A 19,442-nucleotide genomic window follows, 5' to 3' on the forward strand; every position below is an offset into this window, starting at 1 on the left:
ACGTGGGCTCGGCCGTCCACGTCCAGCCCGGAGCCGGTGCCCGGTTCGACTGGGGGCTGGCCGGGGCGGCCGAGCTCGGCCGGGTCTGCGCCGTCCTCGTGGTGGTGGACGTCCTTTCGTTCACCACCACCGTCGACGTGGCTGTCGGCCGGGGCATCCGGGCGCATCCCTTCCCGTGGAGCGAACAGGCCCCCGAGTACGCCCGACGGATCGGTGCCGTAGCGGCGGTGGAACGCACCAGGGCCACCCCGGAGCGGCCCTGGTCGCTCTCGCCGTCGGCACTGAGTACCGCCCCGTTCGTCGCCGACCTGGTGCTGCCGGAGCCGGACGGTTCGGCGATCAGCGCCGCCGCAGGTGCTGCCGGCCGACCGGTGGTGGCGGCCTGCCTGCGCAACGCGCCCGCCGTCGGCCGTTGGCTGCACCGCGAGGGGTACGGCTCCACCGACGCCCCGATCGGGGTGATCGCCGCCGGTGAACGGTGGCCCGACGGATCACTGCGGCCGTCGGTGGAGGATCAGCTCGGGGCGGCCAGCGTCCTGGACACGGTCTCCGAGGTGCCCGGAGGGCTCTCCGTCGAGGCGGCGATGGCGCTCGCCGCGCTGGCCAGCACCCCGGACCTGACGGCGGCGGTACGGGGCAGTGTCTCCGGTCGGGAACTCGCCGAACTCGGCTTCGCCGGGGACGTGGAGATCGCCGTCCAGTTCGGCGTCTCCACTGTGGTTCCCCTGCTCCGCCAGGGCGTCTTCGTCCCGGCCTGATCCACATCCACGGCCTCTGGGAAGTCCGGGCAGTCCGGGTCGGTGGTCCGGGGAGGTCCCCCTCCGTGAGAGGCGGCCGACAGAGAAGTGGGCCGCCCCGGGACTCGGGGCGGCCCACTTCTTCGTCGACAGGGGTCGGTCAGGACCGTCTCGGGTCAGTCGTCCAGCCAGTCGAGTCGACGGCCACCCCGCTCGGGCGGCGGGCCGTCGGCCCGTCCCCGGCCGGTCGGGTTCTGGCCCTGGTTCTGCTGGTCGCCGTAGTACCCGGTCTGCTGGTCGTACCCGCCCTGGGCGTCTCCGTGTTGGCTGTAGCCCTGCTGGTCGTATCCGCCGGTCTGCTGGTCGTAGCCGCCGCCGCGTTGGCGGGGCGGTTCCTGGCCGTATCCGCCGGTCTGCTGGTCGTACCCGGCCTGGCCGCCGTACCCGCCCTGGTCGTACCCGCCCTGCTGGTAGCCGCCGCCGCGCTGGTCGTACCCGCCGGACTGCTCCGGCTGCTGGCCGTAACCAGGCCCCTGGTCGGTGGCGGGCTGGTAGAGCCCGGTGGCGTAGGGGTCGGCCGGTGGGGGGTAGGAGGTGGCGTCGTCGCCCTGGTACCGGCCGGTGGGCTCGTCGTACCGCTCGCCGTAGCCACCGGCCCCACGGGCCTGGGTGGGCGGGTAGTCGCCCGAGGCTGCGCCGCCGGGAGCGTCGTAGTCGCGGCTGCCGTAGCCACCACCCGAGGCGGGAGCGGCGTTGCCGTACCCACCGCCGCCGGAGGCGGGAGCGTTGCCGTACCCGCCGCCGTACCCCTCCTGCCGGGTCCGGTCGTCGTAGCCTTCCTGCCGGGTCCGGTCGTCGTCGTAACCGCCGCTGCCGGCCCAACCCTGCTGCTGTCCCCCGGCCGGGTAGGGCTCGGGAGCCCCGTACGGATCCGGCGGTACGTCGTCGACCACCGGCCGCTGGAGCATCGTCGGGGCGTCACTGAGGGCGGTGCCGCCGACCATCGTCGCGTCGGGGCCGGCGTCGATCCGGTTGACCACCCGGGTCTGGTCGTCGGCGGCCCGGGGGGCGGCACCGGCGGCAACCGCCGAATCGTCCTCGTCGCCGTCGTCGTTGTCCCGGCGCTTCAGGTAGAGCAGCACGAAGGTGCCGACGCCGATGGCCACGAAGAGGGCACCGAGCAGGATCAGCAGCATCCCGCCCATGCCACCGGAGTCCTGGTTGCCCGTCGGCTCCTGGGCCTGGACCGCCTCGGTGTTCTCGGTCGTCTCGTCCTCGTTGGCTTCCTCGGTGGCCTCCACGGTCGGGGCCGGTTCCTCGGTCGCCGAGGGGGTGGGGCTCGGGCTCTCCTCGACCCGGATGGGGAGCCGGATCCGCTGGCCGGTGATGCTCTGGCCGTTGGACCCACCGACGGTCATCGTGGCTCGGGCGGTGTCCTTGCTGGCACCGAGCTGGAGCTGACCGGGGCTGATCGGGTTCGAGGTGCTGCCACCGAAGCGGAAGTTGCCGCTGCCGTCGCTGCTGGTCTCGTGCCGTCGGCCGTTCCCGTCGAGCAGAATGACGGTGGCGTTCGACACGGCGTCACCGTTGGCCTGGACGACGACCTTGCCGGAGACGGCCCGGACGGTCTGCACCTGCGGACGGGTCGGCTCGGGCTCGGGCTCGGGCGGGGTCGGTTCCTGCTGCCGTCCGCGCACCGTGACGTTGACCGTGCCGCTGTCTCCACCGGCTCTGACGGTGAGCGGGCCGCTGCCATTGCGAGCATTTGCGTCCGCTCTGATGGAGACGTTTCCCTGGCCTGCGCCATCACCGTCGAGCGCTACCTGGACAGGGCAGTTGCCACAACGCACGCCGTTGAAGGAGCTAGTCGTAACGCTGACGCTGCTGTTGGGCTCGCCCCCCGTGATACCGACTGTGAAGCCCTGCTCCCCGCCGGCATCGATGTTAATCGAATTGGGCTGGATGGAAACTTCTGCGGCAAGGGCCGATGTGGCAGGGATGACGAACAAGGCGCCGGCAACCAGGGCTACGACCACACCGGCCCGCTGCCAGGCACGTCGGTGTGTTGACACGTCCACCGCCTTCCGGTCCGACCTCCCCGGCCTGCGGTAGCCGGGCCGAGGATCATCACGGTACGAATACACCGTCGGCCACTATGCCTTGTCTGACCGGATCGGCGCGACCCAGGGCCAGCGTCGCGCGTCGTACGGTCAGGCCGTATCGTCCCGTCGTGTCCTCTCCGCACAGTAAGTCCGAAGCCGTCGAGGCCGTACTCGCGGCGTTCGACGAGGGACGTACGCCCGAAAGGTCCGTCTATCGGGCAGCGGTTCGTGCCCTGCTGACCGTCCTGGCCGAGCGGGTGCCCGGCCGATCGGTGGAGGTGCGGATCCCACCTTACGGTGCAGTTCAGTGTGTTCCGGGTCCCCGACACACCAGGGGCACGCCGCCGAACGTGGTGGAGATGGATCCGCGGACGTGGGTGGAGACGGCCACCGGGCGACTCGGATGGGCGGAGGCGGTGACCCAGGGTCGCGTCAGGATGAGCGGAACGCGAGCCGATCTCTCCGCTCACCTACCGTTGTGAACCAGCGAAGATACCACCGTCGGTGACTCTCTGCTCTCGAATCGTGACTTTGGGTGTCGACACGGATTCGCGTACACTGTCAGGTGACGACAGTGGTCCCGGCCGCAGTGCGAAGGCGTCAAGCGCCCCGCCCGGCCGGTCCCGACCAATTTTGAGGGAGCGGCAGGTGCCCCGAGGCGACGGCCGGCTGAGCCACGACCTTGACCCCCAACGACCCGGCCCCCAGGACGCGTGTGGCGTCTTCGGTGTCTGGGCGCCGGGGGAAGAGGTTGCCAATCTCACCTATTTCGGGCTGTACGCGTTGCAGCACCGTGGCCAGGAGGCAGCCGGGATCGCGGTCAGCGACGGCACCGGCGTGGTGGTCTACAAGGACCTCGGCCTGGTCGCGCAGGTCTTCGACGAGCCCACCCTGGCGAGCCTGCGGGGGCACGTGGCGATCGGGCACGCCCGATACTCGACCACCGGTGCCTCCACCTGGGAGAACGCCCAGCCGACCATCCGGTCGAGCAACTCCGGCACCACGATCGCCCTGGCGCACAACGGCAACCTGGTCAACACGGCCGAGTTGCAGCAGGAGGTGCAGACCAGGGGCATCGACTCCGACGGGGCCACCAACGACACCTCCCTGGTGACCATGCTGTTGGCCAGCCGTCCCGACCTCTCGGTCGAGGCCGCCGCGATGGAGGTCCTGCCCCAGCTGCGGGGGGCGTTCAGCTTCGTCTTCATGGACGAGTCGACGCTCTACGCCGCCCGGGACCCCAACGGGGTGCGTCCCCTGGTCCTCGGTCGGCTGGAGCGGGGCTGGGTGGTGGCCAGCGAGACCGCCGCGCTGGACATCGTGGGGGCGAGCGTGGTCCGGGAGGTGGAGCCGGGTGAGCTGATCGCCATCGACGCCGACGGCCTGCGGTCCTCCCGGTTCGCCGCGCCCGAGCCCAAGGGCTGCCTCTTCGAGTACGTCTACATCGCCCGCCCGGACGCCACCATCGCCGGACGCAACGTGCACGCCGCCCGGGTGCAGATCGGCCGCCTGCTGGCCAAGGAGCACCCGGTCGAGGCCGACATGGTCATCCCGGTGCCGGAGTCGGGCACCCCGGCCGCCATCGGGTACGCGGAGGCCTCCGGCATCACGTACGGCTCCGGTCTGGTGAAGAACCCGTACGTGGGGCGCACCTTCATCCAGCCGTCCCAGACCCTGCGTCAGCTCGGTATCCGGCTCAAACTCAACCCGCTGCGGGAGAACGTGCGGGGCAAGCGGCTGGTCGTGGTGGACGACTCGATCGTGCGGGGCAACACCCAGCGGGCCCTCGTCCGGATGCTCCGCGAGGCCGGTGCGCTGGAGGTGCACGTACGGATCTCCTCGCCGCCGGTGACCTGGCCCTGTTTCTACGGTATCGACTTCGCCACCCGGGCCGAGCTGTTGGCCAACGGGTTGGACAACGAGGGCATCCGACGGTCGATCGGTGCCGACACGCTGGGGTACGTCTCCCTCCCCGGGCTGATCGCGGCGACCGAGCAGCCGAAGAGCCGGCTCTGCCGTGCGTGCTTCGATGGGGAGTACCCGATCGATCTGCCGGCCGGGAACCAAATCGGCAAACATCTGCTCGAAGGTATCGGGCGTCGGGTCACGACCGGGTCGTCCGAGGCTCCGCAGCACGTCATCGAAGAGCTCGTCGCCACCCCCGGCGGCGGGGCACCGCACCACTCGTAGCAGCACCCGCGCGACAACCCGCGACGGCGACGGTGCCTCGGGCCGACCGGCCCGACCGCCGCCGACGACCGGCACCGCGAGAACCACAAAGGGGAGAACCGTGACGCACGTGTCCGAGCGCAGCGGCGCAGGAAGCAGCCCGACCGGCGCCGGCGGCGACCGTCAGCCCTGGACGGCCGGCACCGGCCGCCCCGGCCGCAAACGTACGGTCTCCTACGCCGACGCCGGGGTTTCGATCGAGGCGGGTGACCGCGCGGTCGAGCTGCTCAAGTCGAAGGTGCGCCAGACCCGGCGGCCGGAGGTGATGGGCGACCTGGGCGGCTTCGCCGGGCTGTTCCGGCTGGACACGACGAAGTACAAGAACCCGATCCTCGCCTCCTCGACCGACGGGGTGGGGACGAAGCTGGTCATCGCCCAGCAGCTCGACATCCACGACACCGTCGGCATCGACCTGGTGGCGATGGTCGTCGACGACCTGGTGGCCTGCGGTGCCGAGCCGCTCTTCCTGCTCGACTACATCGCCACCGGTGAGGTGGTGCCGGATCGGGTGGCCGAGATCGGCGCCGGGATCGCCGACGGGTGCCGGTACGCCGGTTGCGCGCTGCTCGGTGGCGAGACCGCCGAGCACCCGGGCGTCCTGCGGCCGGACGAGTACGACATCTCCGCCACCGGCGTCGGGGTGGTCGAGGAGAGCGACATCCTCAGCCCGGAGCGGGTCGAGGTGGGCGACGTGGTGATCGCGATGCGCTCCTCGGGTCTGCACTCCAACGGATACTCCCTGGTCCGGCACGTGCTTCTGGGTGCCGGCCGGATGCGACTGGACGTGGTGATCGAGGACTTCGGTCGGCAGCGGACCCTGGGTGAGGAGCTGCTCACCCCCACCAAGATCTACGCTCAGGACTGCCTCAAGCTGATCGCCGAGGCCGAGGTCCGGGCGCTGTCTCACATCACCGGCGGTGGCATCCCGGGCAACCTGGTCCGGGTCCTGCCGGAGCACGTGGACGCGGTCGTGCACCGTTCCACCTGGAAGCCGCAGCCGATCTTCGACCTGATCCAGACCAAGGGGCGGATCGAGGACCCGGAGATGGAGGCCACGTTCAACATGGGCGTGGGCATGTTCGCCATCGTGTCGGCCGAGGACGCCGACCGGGCGTTGGCCACTCTGACCGGCCGGGGCGTGGACGCCTGGCAGGCCGGCGAGATCGTCGAGGGCACCGGTGCGGTGCAGATGGTCGGGCAGCACACCCGGGGCTGAGCCGGCCCGCTGGTCGTACGACCAACTGATCGGGGCTTACCCGAGTGGCCATCGCCGCCTAGCCTGAGGGGTGACCTCAGGCGCTCCGGAGGTGACGATGGCCGCTCGGGACAGGTCGTTCAGCGGGATGCGCGGGATGGCGGCGGTGCCGTCGTACGTCGTCATGCAGCCCACCACCCTGTGCAACCTGGATTGTGCCTACTGCTATCTGCCGATGCGGTCGGCCGACCGGCGGATGCCGGTGTCGGTGGCCGAGGCGGTGGCGGAGTCGGTGAACGGGTGGGCCACCCAGGGGCGTTTCTCGGTGGTGTGGCACGGCGGTGAGCCGCTCGCGGCGGGTCGGGAACACCTGGCCGCCCTGATCGCCCCCTTCGACGGCGACGTCGAGCAGCACGTCCAGACCAACGCCACGCTGATCGACGACGCCTGGTGCGAGTTCTTCGCCGCGCACCGGATGCGGGTGAGCGTGAGCGTGGACGGTCCCCGGGAGCGCAACCACGAGCGGACCACCCGGGGCGGGCGGCCGGCGTACGACCGGATCCTGCGCGGGGTGGCGGCGCTGCGGCGACACGGGCTGCCGTTCTCGGCACTGGCAGTCGTCAGCCGACCCGAGCCGGGGCTCGCCACCGAGTTGTACGACTACTTCCTCACCCTGGGGTGTGACGTCCTCGGCGTCAACATCGAGGAGACCGAGGGGGTCAACCTCCGGGACAACACCCACGACCGGGCGGCGGTGACCGGGTTCTGGGCGGAGCTGGTCGCGGCGTGGCGTCGTGACCCGCGGATCCACCTGCGGGAGGTGGAGTGGTCGCTGCGGTACGTGGCGGCGACCCTGGACGGGGCGGCCGACACGGTCCTGCCCCGGCAACTGGACCCGATCCCCACTGTCGGGTTCGACGGGTCGGTGACGGTCCTCTCACCGGAGCTGGCCGGCTTCACCGACCCCCGGTACGGCGACTTCAGCAGTGGCAACGTGTTGCAGGCTCCGCTGGCGGAGATCCTGACGTCCGCGTCCGGTACGTCCTGGGTGGGGGAGTTCCTCACCGGTGTGGAGGCGTGCCGGTCGTCGTGTGCGTACTTCGGGTTCTGCGGTGGCGGCCACGCGGCCAACCGTTACTTCGAACACCGACGCTTCGACGGTACGGAGACCGAGCACTGCCGCAACAGCAAGATCCGCCTACTGGAGGGAGTGTTGGAGCATGCCCGAGACCACCAGGGACCGGCAGCCTGAGCGCATCGAGGCGGAGCCCGTCGATCTGATCGCGGAGCGGTTCAGGGACGCCGCCGTCGGCCTGAACGCGCTGTTGGACGAGGCCGAGGCGGCACGTCGAGTGCGGTCCGAGGTGGCGGGCGGTGGCGACGGTGGTGGCGCGGTCTGCGCCTGGAACCACTTCGAGAACATCCCGACGTTCTACAACTGGAACAACCGACCCCGGTGAGGTCAGCCGTGATTCGGGGACCTGCTGAAACGGCAGGTCCCCGAGTCGGCATCTGGCTCGCCAGCTTCAGGTCGGCACATGCATGAGCACGCGGAGCTCACCGCGTGCTCAGATGTGACCGGAGGTCAGCGGGGCGGACGGGCCCAGTTGTCCGGGTCGTCGTCCGTATGGTCGTCGTCATCGTCGTCGACTTTGTAGTCGTCGTCGAAGTCGCGGTTCGACTTTCCGCTGCCGCCGAGTTCTCGCTGCAAGGCGGCGAGGTCGGTGTTCGGGGTGTTGTACTTCAACTCCCGGGCCACCTTTGTCTGCTTGGCCTTAGCACGGCCGCGCCCCATGGCTCGACCCCCTCGCACAGAATTCGGGGCAGCCCGAAGGCGGGCCCCGATGACGTCAGGCATCTCTCGTGGCTCTTACGGTACATGGGGATGCCACCGTTCGGCACCTCGGGTTGCCGACAGCCGGCTCAGCGAGTCGCAGTTGCCCACCCGTCACGGAGTGTACCGGGCGAGGGTCCGACCCCGGGCCACCCGTTACACCGAACAGAACCTCACGAAAGACCTTGATCGGGGCGTACCGCTCAAATCGTCGAGGAGTACGCAGGGAGCGCTTCGGGGAGCGCGCGGATTGCGCGGGGAGCGCCCGGGATTGCCCGGGAGCGCGCGGGGAGTGCGCGGGGACCAAGGGGACCGCGCCGTGCCGTCCGGTCGCGCGGGCCTTGATCACCGGGGCGGTGGGGTCAGCGGAGGTGGATGGAGCGGAGCCGACCCACATCGGTCATCCGCCGCTCGGCCAGCCGGTCGGCGGCCACCGCCGGGGGAACGCCCTCGGCGTCGGCGAGCCGGAGGATCTCCCGGGTGGTGTCGAAGATCCGGGTGGCGCGCAGCTTCGCCCTGTCGAAGTCGAACCCCTCGATCTCGTCGGCCACCTGGATCACCCCGCCCGCGTTGACCACGTAGTCCGGGGCGTACAGGACACCCCGGTCGGCGAGGAGCTTCTCGATCCCCGGGTGGGCCAGCTGGTTGTTGGCGGCCCCGGCCACCATCCGCGCCCGCAACGCCGCGACGGTGTCGTCGTCCAACGCGCCGCCGAGCGCGCAGGGGGCGTACACGTCGATGTCGGAGCTGACCAACGCTGTCGCGTCGGCCACCAACTCCACCTGCGGGTACGTGGTGCGGGTCCACTCCAGGGCGCGCGGACTGACGTCGGTCGCGACCACCTGGGCACCGTCGTCGAGCAGGTGCCCGGTGAGGTGCTTGCCGACCTTGCCGAGACCGGCCACCCCGACCCGTCGACCGCGCAGCGTCGGGCTGCCCCACAGGTGCTCGGCGGCGGCTCGCATGCCCTGGAACACGCCCCAGGCGGTCAGCACCGACGAGTCGCCCGCGCCACCGTGCTCCACGCTGCGGCCGGTGACGTATCTGGTCTCCCGGGCCACCACGTCCATGTCGGCGACGTAGGTCCCGACGTCGCAGGCGGTGTAGTAGCGCCCGCCCAGCGACTCGACGAACCGGCCGTACGCGCGCAGCAGCGCCTCCGACTTCAGCTGCTCCGGGTCACCCCAGATGACCGCCTTCCCGCCGCCGTGGTCCAACCCGGCCAGCGCGTTCTTGTACGCCATGCCACGGGACAGGTCGAGCACGTCGGCCAGGGCGGCCTCCTCGCTCGGGTACGGGTAGAAGCGGGTGCCGCCGAGCGCGGGGCCCAGCGCGGTGGAGTGGATGCCGATGATCGCCCGCAGGCCGCTCTGCTTGTCCTGGCAGAAGACGACCTGCTCGTGCCCGGTGGAACCCGGGTCGTCGGTGCTGGCGAATACGCCCATGACGTGCTCCTGGTGTCGCTGGCGTCCTCGTGGGACGCGCCCTCGGGGGATGCCGGCGGGGGTCTGCCGGTGTGACCGAGCCTAGTATCGCCTCGCCGGTACGGCGTCGGACCGGGGCGTCGGGTGGGCCCCGCCCTGGTCGGGGACGGCGCTGACGTGGGGCCCGAGCCCGAGTCGTGGGAGGATCGCGCAGTGCCGTCGCTCTTCGCCTCATACCTGCGCGTGTACGAGCCGCTGACCGCCTTCGACCGTAAGCGCCAGTCGTACTGGCGTCGGTACGTGGCCCAGGGGCGGGCGGTCGCCCCGTTGGAGGGGCCCGACCGGCAACGGACGGCGGTGATCGAGGCGCTCGGCGCGGGCTGGACCCGGCTTCCCGACCTGCCTGACGAGGCGTACGTCGTGGAGACCGACGACACGTTGCTGATCTGCCCGTGGAACCTGCGGATCCGGGTGGCCGAGGCGGCGTTGTCCGCCCGCGAGGGGGTTCCTCCGGTGCTCGCCGACGCGTTCGTCCCGCCGATCCTGGCCGGGCAGGCCAAGGCGGTGGTGGAGGACTGGCGCAGCGGCGCGCGGGTCCTGGAGCACGGGGTGCCCCGGGTGCACGAGCAGATCGCCACGTGGGGGGTCCCGCTGCGGTGGTTCGTGCTCTTCGACGCCGAGGAGCGCGACCACGTGACAGCGCCGGGGCGGCGGGCGCTGCGGTTCCGTACCGAGATCTCCAAGGCCCGTCAGCGGGCGTCCCGGGCGTTGTCGGTGTTGACCAAGACGGTCGGGGAGGCGCCGATCACCGAGGCGGTCGAGGAGGCGGCCCGGTGGTTGGAGGAGTTCCACCCGCACTCGGTGGTGGAGTTGGACTACGGCGGCCTGGTGCACCTGCTGTCCGACGAGACCCTGGCCGCCGACGACTCGCCGGAACTGGTCGCGGCGGGGCTCGCGGGGCTGTCGAAGGGCGAGGCGGACGAGGCCTCGGCGGCGTACGACAAGCTGGTGGCCCGGTGGCGGGCGGTGCAGCTGCTCGAAAGGTGCAACTAGTCACAAAACAGCCAGTAAACCCGCCCGAACCCGAGGCGGGCTCGTAGCTGACGCATCACGAACCGTGATTATGAGTCCGAATAAGGTACTTTCTGGGGTGTATTAGTCGTATAAATCGGGCATGGTTCATCCGTCCGTCTAGGGACCTTCGGCCGTTCGGCCCATGTCGGACATCGGGGACTAGCCGGACCATGGGAGACGCGTCGGCCGGCGGGACCCCGGCCGATGTCTATACATGTGGAGGAGTGACCGATGGCATCGCGAACGCACGAACCAGAGCCGCTGCTCACACCGGCCGAGGTGGCGTCGATGTTCCGTGTCGACCCGAAGACGGTGACCCGGTGGGCGAAGGCGGGCAAGCTCAGTGCCATCCGGACACTCGGAGGCCACCGCCGCTACCGGGAGTCGGAGGTTCGAGCCCTGTTGCAGGGGCAGATCCCCCAGCAGCGGCAGGGCGACTGACAGGAAGCGCTTCACCAGTTTCACATTTCAGGGGCAGCGGAGATCATCCGCCGCCCCTGATTCGTGTCCGGAGGAGCGCTCGCCGCCCTGTCACTCGGCGGCGAACGTGATCCGGATCCCGACGGTGCCGGCCTCGCCCCGACGCATCCGGCTACCGAGCATCGTCAGTCGGCCGAGCAGCCGGTACTTCTCCTTGATCAACTGTCGGATCCGGCGGCTGTCGGCCTGGTCGCAGAGGACGGCGTGCCCCGGCACTGCCGGACCGTGCGGGCGCCCCCGCACGTCGCAGGGGGCCACCGTCACCTCGCCGCTGCGCCGGATCCGCTTGACCTTCCCCGCGTCGGCCGCCGACCAGACCGCCAGGGCGTCCCCGTCCCGGACCGCCCAGACCGGGGTCGGCACCGCCCGACCGTCCTTACGAAACGTCGTCACCAGGACGTACTTCTCCGCCGACAGGCGATCCAACGTGGTCATGCCGTCAGGGTACGGCTCGGTCCTCCGCCCGGTGTCCCGGTTCGTGGGCGGTGGCCGGGGACACAGGTGCGGCACCGCCGGTGGACCGGCCCCCCGCAGCCCTCACCGGCCCGCGCAGCTCCCACCCACCCCCGCAGCCCTCACCGGGCCCGCGCAAGCTCCCACCCGCCCGCCGCGCGTACTACCGCAAGCGGGTGGGACGCCACAGCAGGTCAGACCTGGACGGTGGGGGGAAGCTGCTCGGGCGGGAGCCCGCCGTCACCGTCGACCACCTCGTCCGGGGTGCCGTCCTCGTTGAGGTCGACCATGGTGACGTCGACCTTGCCGTCGCCGTCGGTGTCGAACTGGAACAGGTCGGCCTTGCCGTCGCCGTCGGTGTCCACCACCCAGACGTCGGTCCGTCCGTCGTTGTTGGTGTCCGCGCGCAGCAGCTCGATCCGCTCGTCGCCTCGGGTGTCCACCGTCTCGGTGCTCTCCGCCGGGTCGGTGCTCGGCAGGATCTCCGGTGCCTGGCTCATGTCGGGTCGTCCCTTCCCTCTGTTGACCGCCGTCTGTACCCGATCCGGTCCGTCCCCACGCCTGCCGGTACGGAACCCGATCATGACAGGCCGACGCGACAGGTCCCCACGGAGCGTGGCCGCGTGATCCCGCAGGCCCGACGCCCCGGGCAGCGCTGTCGGGTCGTGGCTGCATAGGGTCGCCCCATGAACGAGTGGAGCGAGCGGCCTGACCCGGGCGATCCCCGTGGTGCCACCGGCGATCGTTGTGTCGTGGTCGGAGCCGGCACGATGGGCCTCGGCATCGCGTACGTGGCCGCCGGGGCCGGATACCGGGTGGAACTGGTGGAGGTGGACCCGGAGCGGGCCGCAGCGGCCCGTGACCGCCTCGGGGATCTCCGGGACCGGGCCGTGCAGCGGGGCAAGCTGACAGTCGACGAGGCGGGCGCACACCGGGACCGGCTCACAGTGGTCGGCGGGCTCGCCGAGGTCGCCCCCGAGCCCGCTGTGGTGGTCGAGGCGGTCCCGGAACGGCTGGACCTCAAACGAGCGGTCCTCCGGGCAGCCGCCGGCCTGCGTCCGGCCCTGCTGGGCAGCAACACCTCCAGCATCCCCATCACCGACCTGGCCGAGGGGATCGAGCACCGGGACCGCTTCCTCGGACTGCACTTCTTCAACCCGGTCTGGGCGATGCCGCTGCTGGAGATCGTGGTCGGCCCGGCCACCGCCGACGAGACCACCGTCGCGGCCGTCGCGCTCGCCCGCCGCCTGGGCAAGGACCCCGTCGTCGTACGCGACCTGCCCGGCTTCGCCACCTCCCGGCTCGGGGTGACCCTCGGCCTGGAGGCGATCCGGATGCTCGCCGACGGGGTGGCCGACGCGGCGGACATCGACAAGGCGATGGTCCTCGGCTACAAGCATCCCGTCGGCCCGCTGGAGTTGACCGACCTCGTCGGGCTGGACGTCCGACTGGACATCGCCCGGACGCTCCAGGCCGCGTACGGTGACCGCTTCGCCCCGCCGCCGCTGCTTGAGGAGATGGTGGCCGCCGGTCGGCTGGGTCGCAAGAGCGGCGAGGGCTTCTACCGCTGGGTCGACGGCCGCCGGGTCGACGCCCCGACGACGGCCGGGGAGGTGACCCGATGAGCGCCCCGGCCCCGACCGGCGGAGGCGGCCTGCGAGTAGAGGAGCAGCCGGACCGGCTGGTGGTCACCCTCGACCGCCCCGAGAAGCGCAACGCCATCGACGCCGACCTGGTGACCGCCCTGCACCAGGTCTGCGCCGAGTTGGAGGCCCGGCCGCGACTCCTGCTGCTCACCGGTGGCGTCGAGGGGATCTTCGCGGGTGGGGCCGACATCGGGCAGCTGCGCGAACGCGGCAGGTCCGACGCCCTCGCCGCGATCAACTCGGCCGTCTTCGCCCGGGTCCGCGCCCTGCCCCTGCCGACGGTGGCGGCGGTGGACGGGCCGGCGCTGGGCGGCGGCGCGGAGCTGGCGTACGCCTGCGACCTGCGGGTGTGCACGGACCGGGCGGTGTTCGGCCAGCCCGAGGTGCGACTGGGGATCCTGGCCGGGGCGGGGGCCACCCACCGGCTCCCGGCGTTGGTAGGCGAGGCGCGGGCCAAGGAGCTGCTCTTCACCGGGCGACGGGTCGACGCCGCCGAGGCGCTACGGATCGGGCTGGTGAACCGGGTGGTCGCCGACCCGGCCGAGCTGATGCCCACAGCGCACGGACTGCTCGACGAGATCTCCAAGGGCTCGACGCTGGCGCTGCGGCTGACCAAGCTGGCTGTGGACGCCCCACCGGCCGCCCACCCCCACCTGGACCTGGTCAGCCAGGCGGTCCTCTTCGAGGACGAGGAGAAGCACCGCCGGATGACCGAGTTCCTCGACCGGAGCCGGAGCCGACGGTCGCCGTAGTGAACGTCGGCGGGGACGCCGCGGTCGCCGCCGACGGCGTCCCCGCCCTCCGTTCTCCGGACCTCGTCGACACTGCCCGTGCCCGGGCACGTCGCCGACGAGGCAGTGCGTCAGTCGTCGTCGGTGATGCGGAGCCCGGCGTCGTCGAGGGCCATGATCACCTGGGCCGACTCGGCGAACCCGATGACCAGCACCGCGTCCGCCCCGAAGTCCTTGATGTCCAGGGCACCCGAGGAGAAGTCGACAGGTACCTCGGCACTCTCCGGCGGCGTGTAGGTGAGCAGCTTCACCCGGTCGGGGCCCATCCCGGCCCGCTCCAACTCGTCCCGGACGGACCCCTGGAGGCCCTCGCCGTACGAGTCCTTCCGGGCCACCAGGGCGATCTTCGTCGGCCCGTCCCGAAGCATCACGTCGGCGAGCGCCCGACCCTGGAGGTTGTCCGGCGGGGCGGTACGGAAGTAGAGCCCCTGGTCCTCCACCTCGCTCAACCCGGCGTCGGTGTTGGCCGGGGAGAAGAGGATCCGGCCGGCGGCCACCACGTCGGGCAGCACCTGCCGGGAGATACCCGAGGCGGCCGATCCGATGATGACGTGCACGCCGGCGGAGACGTGGGAGGCCACCGTCGCCTTGGCCACGTTCACATTGGTGCCGTCGTCGCCCTCGATGAAGCGCGTCGGCTCCCCGAGCACGCCACCCGCTGCGTTGATCTCCCGGATCGCCAGCCGGACCCCGGCCAACTGCGGCGGGTACGCCAGCGACAGGTCGCCGGTCTGCGGCAGCAGCCCGCCGAAGACGAGCGGAGCGCCGCCCCGGCTGCCGCTACCCGGCCGGGCCTTCGGCGGAGCCTTGGTGCTCGCCCGGGACTCGTCCCCGGCGCCCACGAACTCGGTCTTGCCCTCGTCGATCTTCTCGTGGTCGAAGTGGAGCGTGGCGTAGCTGGCGGTGGAGGGCTCCCCGGCGTCGGTGAACCCGGCCCGGTTCAGCGACATCCCCCGGTACTCGATGTCCTCGCCGTCGCGGGCGAGCTTCAGGCACGTGGGGATGTCGTCGCAGCGCTTGCCGCCGTTCGTGACACCGACGATCTGCCGGGCGACCTCACGGGGCGCCGTGGTGCCCGCCAACTCGGCGGCCAGGGCGCTGATCACCACCGCGTCGTAGGACTCCCCGGCGTAGGGGAAGTCGGTCAGCTTCGGGTCGACCGCCCGCAGCCGCTCCTTGAAACCCTCCGGCAGCGGGGTCAGGGGAGTGGTCCCCTTCATCCCGTCGACCAGACCGGAGCGGTCCTTCAACTGCGCGGGGAAGGAGTTCTGCATGTTGCCGTCTACGCCGTAGAGACGCACCTGTTGGGTGGTCGCCTCCTCGGGTTCGTCCGTCCCGCACGCAACGGTGGCGAGCAGGAGCGCCGCAGCACCCGCCAGTGCGGCGGCGCGGGGGACGCGGGATGGGAGCATGGTCGTCCTTCCTTGGGCGAAGGTCCGCTGCGCACACTAGCGTGCCGTCGGTCACCGGCGGGAGCGCGGCAGCGGATCAGATCGCCCCCACGCGGCGCCGCTCACCTGATGTGATTTTCCCGGTACCCCTGGTGATCACTTGACCCGTTGCCCTACTGTGCGGCGAGTGACGGACCTATCACGGCAGATGTTCGACGACGCCACCGCCATCCTCGACTCGGCGCTCGACGGTGACGGTGCCGCCGTGGCCAGGACTATCGACACCGTCGTCGAGCGTTCCGGCCTGGACGGGGCGTACGGGATGGCCTGGTGTCTGGCGGCGACCCTCCTCGGCGAGGAGGTGCCGGTCGGGGGTTGCTCGTTGGAGTTCCCGGACATCGACGAGGCCGAGTACGACACCCGCTGGGTGGCCCGGTTCGTCAGCGCGTACGCCAATCACGACCAGGACACCGGTGAGGCACTGTTCGGGGCGGCGGTGGCCGACGGGCAGCTCCCCGAGTGCCTACAGACCCTCGCCGGGTCGACCCTGGCGACCCTGCGCAGCCGAGCCGGCTGACGACCCGGGGGGCGGGGCTGCTGCTGATCAGAAGGCGTGGTGCGAGGTCAGGGCCTCGTACTCGTACCGCTGGGTCTCGAACCGGACCTGGAACCGGACCCCGTCCTTGACGTTCGTGGCGACCACCACCCAGCCCGACTTGGCGGGCAGGTACGTCCAGTAGTTGCACTTGCTGGTCTTGTCGACGAAGACCACGCAGGCGTCGACCGGGAAGGGGCTCGCGTTGCGTACGTTGACGTCCTTGCACCGGGTGGACGCCCGGTACGGCCCGGCGCTGCCGCCCCAGCCGGCGACCTGGAAGAACGAGCGGACCGACCCGCCGTAACAGGTGGAGGTGGTGGCGAACTGGTTCTGCGCCCCGACCTCGGCGATGACCTCGGCCGGTGCCGCCTCGGCGGTGCCCCCCGACGGTGCCGCCCCGGCCGGACCACCGATGGTGGCGACGGTCAACGCGACGGCTCCGGCCAGTGCCCGGGTGACAGTGACGGACATGCCCACCTCCAGATGCTCGAACAACCGTCCGTAGTGGACGGACCGCGTGCCGAGACGATGGTACGCGTCGATGTATCGCCTGTCGCTCCCGGGCTCGTCCAGGGGGTGTGGTAGCTCTGTTGCCATGTCCGAGGCGATGCTCAGCAAGGTCCGCAAGCTGCTGGCCAAGGCGGAGGACCCGGCCTGCACCCCCGCCGAGTCCGCCGCGCTGACCGCCAAGGCCACCGACCTCATCGCCCGGTACGGAGTCGACAACGCCCTGCTCGCCGCCCGTGACCCGGCCGCCGACCCGGTCGGTGACCGGATGGTCGACGTCCCCGCCCCGTACGCCAGGGACAAGGCCGGACTGCTGGCCGCGGTCGCCGACCCCATGCGGTGCCGGTGCGTACGCCGTCGCAACGGCAGCGGCTTCGAGATGCACCTGTTCGGCTTCGCCAGCGACCTGGAACGGGTCGACGTCCTGTTCACCTCGCTGCTGGTGCAGGCCGCACAGGGGCTCGCCGGCACCCCCGTGCCACGGGGCGTCCACGTCGCCGCCTTCCGGCGTACCTGGCTGGCCGGTTTCGCCCAGACCGTCGGGGAACGGCTCCGGGCCGCCGAGGAGACGGCCGCCGGGCAGGTCACCGGCGAGTCGTACGCCCTGGTGCTCGTCGACCGGGCCGACCGGGTGCAGCGGCGGGTCGCGGAGGCCTACCCCCGACTGCGTACGGCCCCACGCCGCCGACTGGCCGGCGGCGGGTTCGCCACCGGTACCGAGGCGGGCCGCCGCGCCGACCTGGGCGGGAGACGGGTCCCCACCCCGTCGTCGGCCCGCCAACTCCCCGGCCGAAGCCCGGCAACCGACGGTTGAAGGTGCGGTGCGGGATGCTGCGGTGTCGGTGTCCCGGGTGGTGCCGAGGGCTGCGGTGTCGGGTCAGCGGGTCACGGAGCGGTGGTAGCCGGTCAGCAGCTCCTGCCATCCGGCAGTGAGCGCCTCCCGGTAGCCCTCACCCGACTCGCCGTGCCGCTCGAAGTGCCGGTGCTCCACCTCCACCACGGTGTCGCCGGAGTCGTCCGCGCGGAAACGCACCTCCACCTCGCTGGCCCGCTCCGGGTCCGGCACCGGTGCCCGGTCCGGCCCGATCTGCCAGGTGAAGACCAGCCGGTACGGCGGCTCCCAGACCAGGACCCGACCCCAGTCGGCCCGGAACCCGTACGGCCCGATCTCGTAGAGCATCCCGTCGGTGTGCGGCTCGATCCCCAACTCCACCAGCGCCGCCGACCCCGACCAGGTGTAGTCCCGGATCCACCAGTCGGCCAACTCCTCGGCGAAGACCTCGAAGGCCCGCTCCACCGGAACCGGCACGAGCAGCACACTTCGCACCGAGGCCGGACCCACCTCCTGCCGAACCGATGTCCCCTTCTGCGCCATAAGTCCGAATCTACCCAAACGCCCGCCCCCGCCGCCCTGCAACACACCAGGGGCATCTGGGGGTCTGGGGTCGGGAAAGCAAAGATCCCCACCGGCGTTTCCGCTAGTGGGGATCTTGGTAGCCCGGCGAAAGGCTATGTGGCCAGGGGCGGGGTCGAACCGCCGACCTTCCGATTTTCAGTCGGACGCTCGTACCAACTGAGCTACCTGGCCTTGATCTCGGCTCATGCTACCCGGTGAGCAGGTGAACTGCCTGTGGGGACCGTGGGCCGATACGCAGAACGCCGCGCAAGGTGCACGCGGCGTAGCGTTGCGGTCCTGACGGGACTTGAACCCGCGACCTCCGCCTTGACAGGGCGGCGAGCACTCCAACTGCTCCACAGGACCTTGCTCTGTTGCATCCGGCCGAAGCCGGACCGTGCCCCCAACGGGATTCGAACCCGTGCTACCGCCTTGAAAGGGCGGCGTCCTGGGCCGCTAGACGATGAGGGCGGCCCCGCCATCATTGCACACTCGCAAGTTCTGGCGGACTTGCTCCCATCCGGCCCCGCCGGAGGCTTGCAAAGCATACGTGATCGGGTGCCGGTCGACAAAACCGGTACGGGTGACCCCGTTCGGCCGTACAAAACCGCAGGTCAGCGCAGTTTGGTGATGCCGTACCGGGTCTTGAGGTCGATGATCACCCGGGGGCAGGCGGCCACTGTCGGGGCCCGGTCACCCCCGCCGTCGTGCAGCAGGACGACCGCGCCGGGGCGGGCGGCCTTCTTGATCCGCTTGGCGATGGTGGTGGCGGTGGGCTTCGCCCAGTCCTGCGGGTCGACGGTCCAGTGCAGTGAGCGCATCCCCAGCTGCTTGGCGACCGCCACCACCTCGGCGTTCCACCTGCCGCCCGGCTGGCGGTAGAACGGGATCTTCGCGTCCGGTACGGCGGCACGGATGGCGGCGCTGGTCCGTCTCATGTCGGCGCGGATGGCGGCCTTCGGCCGTCGGCCCAGGTCCATGTCGTGGTCCCAGCTGTGGTTGCAGAGCTGGTGCCCCTCACGGGCGATCCGGGCCACCAACTCCGGGTACCGCTCGGCCCGCTTGCCGATGACGCAGAAGGTCGCCTTCACCTTCGCCTCGCGGAGCTGGTCGAGAACGGTCGGGGTGTACTTCGGGTCGGGGCCGTCGTCGAAGGTCAGCGCGACCTCGCGTACCCCTGTGGTCTTGCGCAGGCCGGCGGGGAGGCCGGTGGGACGCGCGCGGACCGGGGCCGGCGGGGTGCTGTGGGTCGGGCTCGGGCTGGCGGCCGGCGTGGGGGGCGTCGACGGTGCGGGCGCCGGGGTGGGCGGGGCCGCTGCCGGGTCGGGTCCGGTGCCGGCCTGCCCACAGCCGGTGACGATCAGTAGCAGGCAGAAAGCGGACACGAGGGCGGCGCGAGACATCATCGCTCCGAGGGGTCGGGTGCGCGGACCCTCAGACGCTAGTGGAGGCACCCCCGGTACCGGCAGGGCCGGTCACGAGGATTGTTCGAGGGAGTCACAGAGGGCGATGGCCAGCGAGACCGCCTCGGCCAGGTCGACCGGGCGGACCACCCCGGCGGGCAGGGTGTCGGCCCGCCAGCCCG

The 19,442-nt window shown here is 71.2% G+C and carries 21 protein-coding genes, 3 tRNA genes and 1 pseudogene; 12 read left to right on the forward strand and 13 right to left on the reverse strand.

Annotation, left to right across the window (positions count from 1 at the left end; translation table 11 throughout):
* The first annotated feature begins 2 nt into the window (after window positions 1-2).
* Window positions 3-758, forward strand: a complete 756-nt coding sequence (locus ABT336_RS15140; RefSeq protein ID WP_350897191.1) for a 2-phosphosulfolactate phosphatase — start codon at window positions 3-5, stop codon at window positions 756-758.
* Window positions 759-913: 155 nt separating this feature from the next.
* On the opposite strand, the gene ABT336_RS15145 is transcribed toward ABT336_RS15140, so the two are convergent.
* On the reverse strand, window positions 914-2,881 hold the full coding sequence (locus ABT336_RS15145; protein WP_350897192.1) for a hypothetical protein: 1,968 nt from the start codon (window positions 2,879-2,881) through the stop codon (window positions 914-916).
* A gap of 86 nt (window positions 2,882-2,967) precedes the next feature.
* On the opposite strand from ABT336_RS15145, the gene ABT336_RS15150 reads away from it, so the two are divergent.
* The 5 genes from ABT336_RS15150 to amcA all read left to right on the forward strand — a co-directional run bounded on the left by ABT336_RS15150 (window position 2,968) and on the right by amcA (window position 7,723).
* Window positions 2,968-3,321: a sterol carrier family protein gene (locus ABT336_RS15150; protein ID WP_350897193.1), complete on the forward strand. Its 354-nt coding sequence runs from the start codon at window positions 2,968-2,970 to the stop codon at window positions 3,319-3,321.
* 166 nt (window positions 3,322-3,487) lie between these two features.
* On the forward strand, window positions 3,488-5,029 hold the full coding sequence (purF, locus tag ABT336_RS15155) for an amidophosphoribosyltransferase (protein WP_350897194.1): 1,542 nt from the start codon (window positions 3,488-3,490) through the stop codon (window positions 5,027-5,029).
* A 100-nt stretch (window positions 5,030-5,129) separates the two neighbouring features.
* On the forward strand, window positions 5,130-6,284 hold the full coding sequence (gene purM, locus ABT336_RS15160; protein ID WP_350897195.1) for a phosphoribosylformylglycinamidine cyclo-ligase: 1,155 nt from the start codon (window positions 5,130-5,132) through the stop codon (window positions 6,282-6,284).
* Between the two features lie 127 nt (window positions 6,285-6,411).
* Window positions 6,412-7,515, forward strand: coding sequence for a cyclophane-forming radical SAM peptide maturase AmcB (gene amcB / locus ABT336_RS15165; RefSeq protein ID WP_350897214.1), 1,104 nt, complete (start codon window positions 6,412-6,414; stop codon window positions 7,513-7,515).
* On the forward strand, window positions 7,484-7,723 hold the full coding sequence (amcA, locus tag ABT336_RS15170) for a multiple cyclophane-containing RiPP AmcA (RefSeq protein WP_350897196.1): 240 nt from the start codon (window positions 7,484-7,486) through the stop codon (window positions 7,721-7,723). The genes amcB and amcA overlap by 32 nt, the downstream gene beginning before the upstream one ends.
* Before the next feature lie 125 nt (window positions 7,724-7,848).
* On the opposite strand, the gene ABT336_RS15175 is transcribed toward amcA, so the two are convergent.
* Both ABT336_RS15175 and ABT336_RS15180 read right to left on the reverse strand, forming a co-directional pair.
* The gene (locus ABT336_RS15175) at window positions 7,849-8,058 is read right to left on the reverse strand and encodes a DUF3073 domain-containing protein (protein ID WP_350897197.1); all 210 of its coding nucleotides are present in this window, start codon (window positions 8,056-8,058) and stop codon (window positions 7,849-7,851) included.
* Window positions 8,059-8,459: 401 nt separating this feature from the next.
* On the reverse strand, window positions 8,460-9,542 hold the full coding sequence (locus tag ABT336_RS15180) for a Glu/Leu/Phe/Val family dehydrogenase (RefSeq protein ID WP_350897198.1): 1,083 nt from the start codon (window positions 9,540-9,542) through the stop codon (window positions 8,460-8,462).
* A gap of 192 nt (window positions 9,543-9,734) precedes the next feature.
* On the opposite strand from ABT336_RS15180, the gene ABT336_RS15185 reads away from it, so the two are divergent.
* Window positions 9,735-10,574 carry a DUF8083 family protein gene (locus ABT336_RS15185; RefSeq protein WP_350897200.1) on the forward strand — a complete coding sequence of 280 codons (840 nt, stop codon included), beginning with the start codon at window positions 9,735-9,737 and terminating at the stop codon, window positions 10,572-10,574.
* A 252-nt stretch (window positions 10,575-10,826) separates the two neighbouring features.
* Window positions 10,827-11,036, forward strand: coding sequence for a BldC family transcriptional regulator (locus ABT336_RS15190; RefSeq protein WP_007073996.1), 210 nt, complete (start codon window positions 10,827-10,829; stop codon window positions 11,034-11,036).
* 90 nt (window positions 11,037-11,126) lie between these two features.
* On the opposite strand, the gene ABT336_RS15195 is transcribed toward ABT336_RS15190, so the two are convergent.
* Together ABT336_RS15195 and ABT336_RS15200 are read right to left on the reverse strand one after the other, a co-directional pair.
* Window positions 11,127-11,510 carry a PPOX class F420-dependent oxidoreductase gene (locus ABT336_RS15195; RefSeq protein WP_350897202.1) on the reverse strand — a complete coding sequence of 128 codons (384 nt, stop codon included), beginning with the start codon at window positions 11,508-11,510 and terminating at the stop codon, window positions 11,127-11,129.
* Between the two features lie 212 nt (window positions 11,511-11,722).
* The gene (locus tag ABT336_RS15200) at window positions 11,723-12,028 is read right to left on the reverse strand and encodes a hypothetical protein (protein WP_350897203.1); all 306 of its coding nucleotides are present in this window, start codon (window positions 12,026-12,028) and stop codon (window positions 11,723-11,725) included.
* Between the two features lie 186 nt (window positions 12,029-12,214).
* Between ABT336_RS15200 and ABT336_RS15205 the strand changes: the two genes are divergently transcribed.
* Window positions 12,215-13,153 carry a 3-hydroxyacyl-CoA dehydrogenase family protein gene (locus ABT336_RS15205; RefSeq protein ID WP_350897204.1) on the forward strand — a complete coding sequence of 313 codons (939 nt, stop codon included), beginning with the start codon at window positions 12,215-12,217 and terminating at the stop codon, window positions 13,151-13,153.
* Window positions 13,150-13,926, forward strand: a complete 777-nt coding sequence (locus ABT336_RS15210) for an enoyl-CoA hydratase/isomerase family protein (protein WP_350897205.1) — start codon at window positions 13,150-13,152, stop codon at window positions 13,924-13,926. Before ABT336_RS15205 ends, ABT336_RS15210 begins: the two co-directional genes overlap by 4 nt.
* A 110-nt stretch (window positions 13,927-14,036) precedes the next feature.
* Here ABT336_RS15210 and ABT336_RS15215 read toward each other — a convergent pair whose 3' ends face one another.
* Window positions 14,037-15,377 carry an ABC transporter substrate-binding protein gene (locus ABT336_RS15215; protein ID WP_350897206.1) on the reverse strand — a complete coding sequence of 447 codons (1,341 nt, stop codon included), beginning with the start codon at window positions 15,375-15,377 and terminating at the stop codon, window positions 14,037-14,039.
* A gap of 187 nt (window positions 15,378-15,564) precedes the next feature.
* Here ABT336_RS15215 and ABT336_RS15220 point away from each other — a divergent pair, with 187 nt between their 5' ends.
* Entirely contained in the window at window positions 15,565-15,933 is a 369-nt protein-coding gene (locus tag ABT336_RS15220; RefSeq protein ID WP_434743831.1) for a hypothetical protein, read from the forward strand.
* 27 nt (window positions 15,934-15,960) lie between these two features.
* On the opposite strand, the gene ABT336_RS15225 is transcribed toward ABT336_RS15220, so the two are convergent.
* The gene (locus tag ABT336_RS15225) at window positions 15,961-16,425 is read right to left on the reverse strand and encodes a hypothetical protein (RefSeq protein ID WP_350897208.1); all 465 of its coding nucleotides are present in this window, start codon (window positions 16,423-16,425) and stop codon (window positions 15,961-15,963) included.
* Between the two features lie 124 nt (window positions 16,426-16,549).
* Here ABT336_RS15225 and ABT336_RS15230 point away from each other — a divergent pair, with 124 nt between their 5' ends.
* Window positions 16,550-17,275, forward strand: a complete 726-nt coding sequence (locus ABT336_RS15230) for a DUF2786 domain-containing protein (RefSeq protein WP_350897209.1) — start codon at window positions 16,550-16,552, stop codon at window positions 17,273-17,275.
* Window positions 17,276-17,338: 63 nt separating this feature from the next.
* On the opposite strand, the gene ABT336_RS15235 is transcribed toward ABT336_RS15230, so the two are convergent.
* From ABT336_RS15235 to ABT336_RS15260, 6 genes and pseudogenes are all read right to left on the reverse strand, one after another.
* Window positions 17,339-17,836 carry an SRPBCC family protein gene (locus tag ABT336_RS15235; protein WP_350897211.1) on the reverse strand — a complete coding sequence of 166 codons (498 nt, stop codon included), beginning with the start codon at window positions 17,834-17,836 and terminating at the stop codon, window positions 17,339-17,341.
* Window positions 17,837-17,975: 139 nt separating this feature from the next.
* A tRNA-Phe gene (locus tag ABT336_RS15240) sits at window positions 17,976-18,049 on the reverse strand.
* 100 nt (window positions 18,050-18,149) lie between these two features.
* Window positions 18,150-18,223 (reverse strand) — tRNA-Asp (locus tag ABT336_RS15245).
* A 32-nt stretch (window positions 18,224-18,255) separates the two neighbouring features.
* Window positions 18,256-18,328, reverse strand: a tRNA-Glu gene (locus ABT336_RS15250).
* A 143-nt stretch (window positions 18,329-18,471) separates the two neighbouring features.
* A complete protein-coding gene (locus ABT336_RS15255) occupies window positions 18,472-19,242 on the reverse strand; it encodes a polysaccharide deacetylase family protein (protein ID WP_350897213.1) in 771 nt (256 codons plus the stop codon).
* Between the two features lie 90 nt (window positions 19,243-19,332).
* Window positions 19,333-19,442 (reverse strand): annotated as a pseudogene (locus ABT336_RS15260) (MerR family transcriptional regulator); the annotation flags it as partial.

This window comes from Micromonospora sp. NPDC000207 (assembly GCF_040300925.1).
In the GTDB taxonomy this organism is placed as follows: Bacteria; Actinomycetota; Actinomycetes; order Mycobacteriales; family Micromonosporaceae; genus Micromonospora.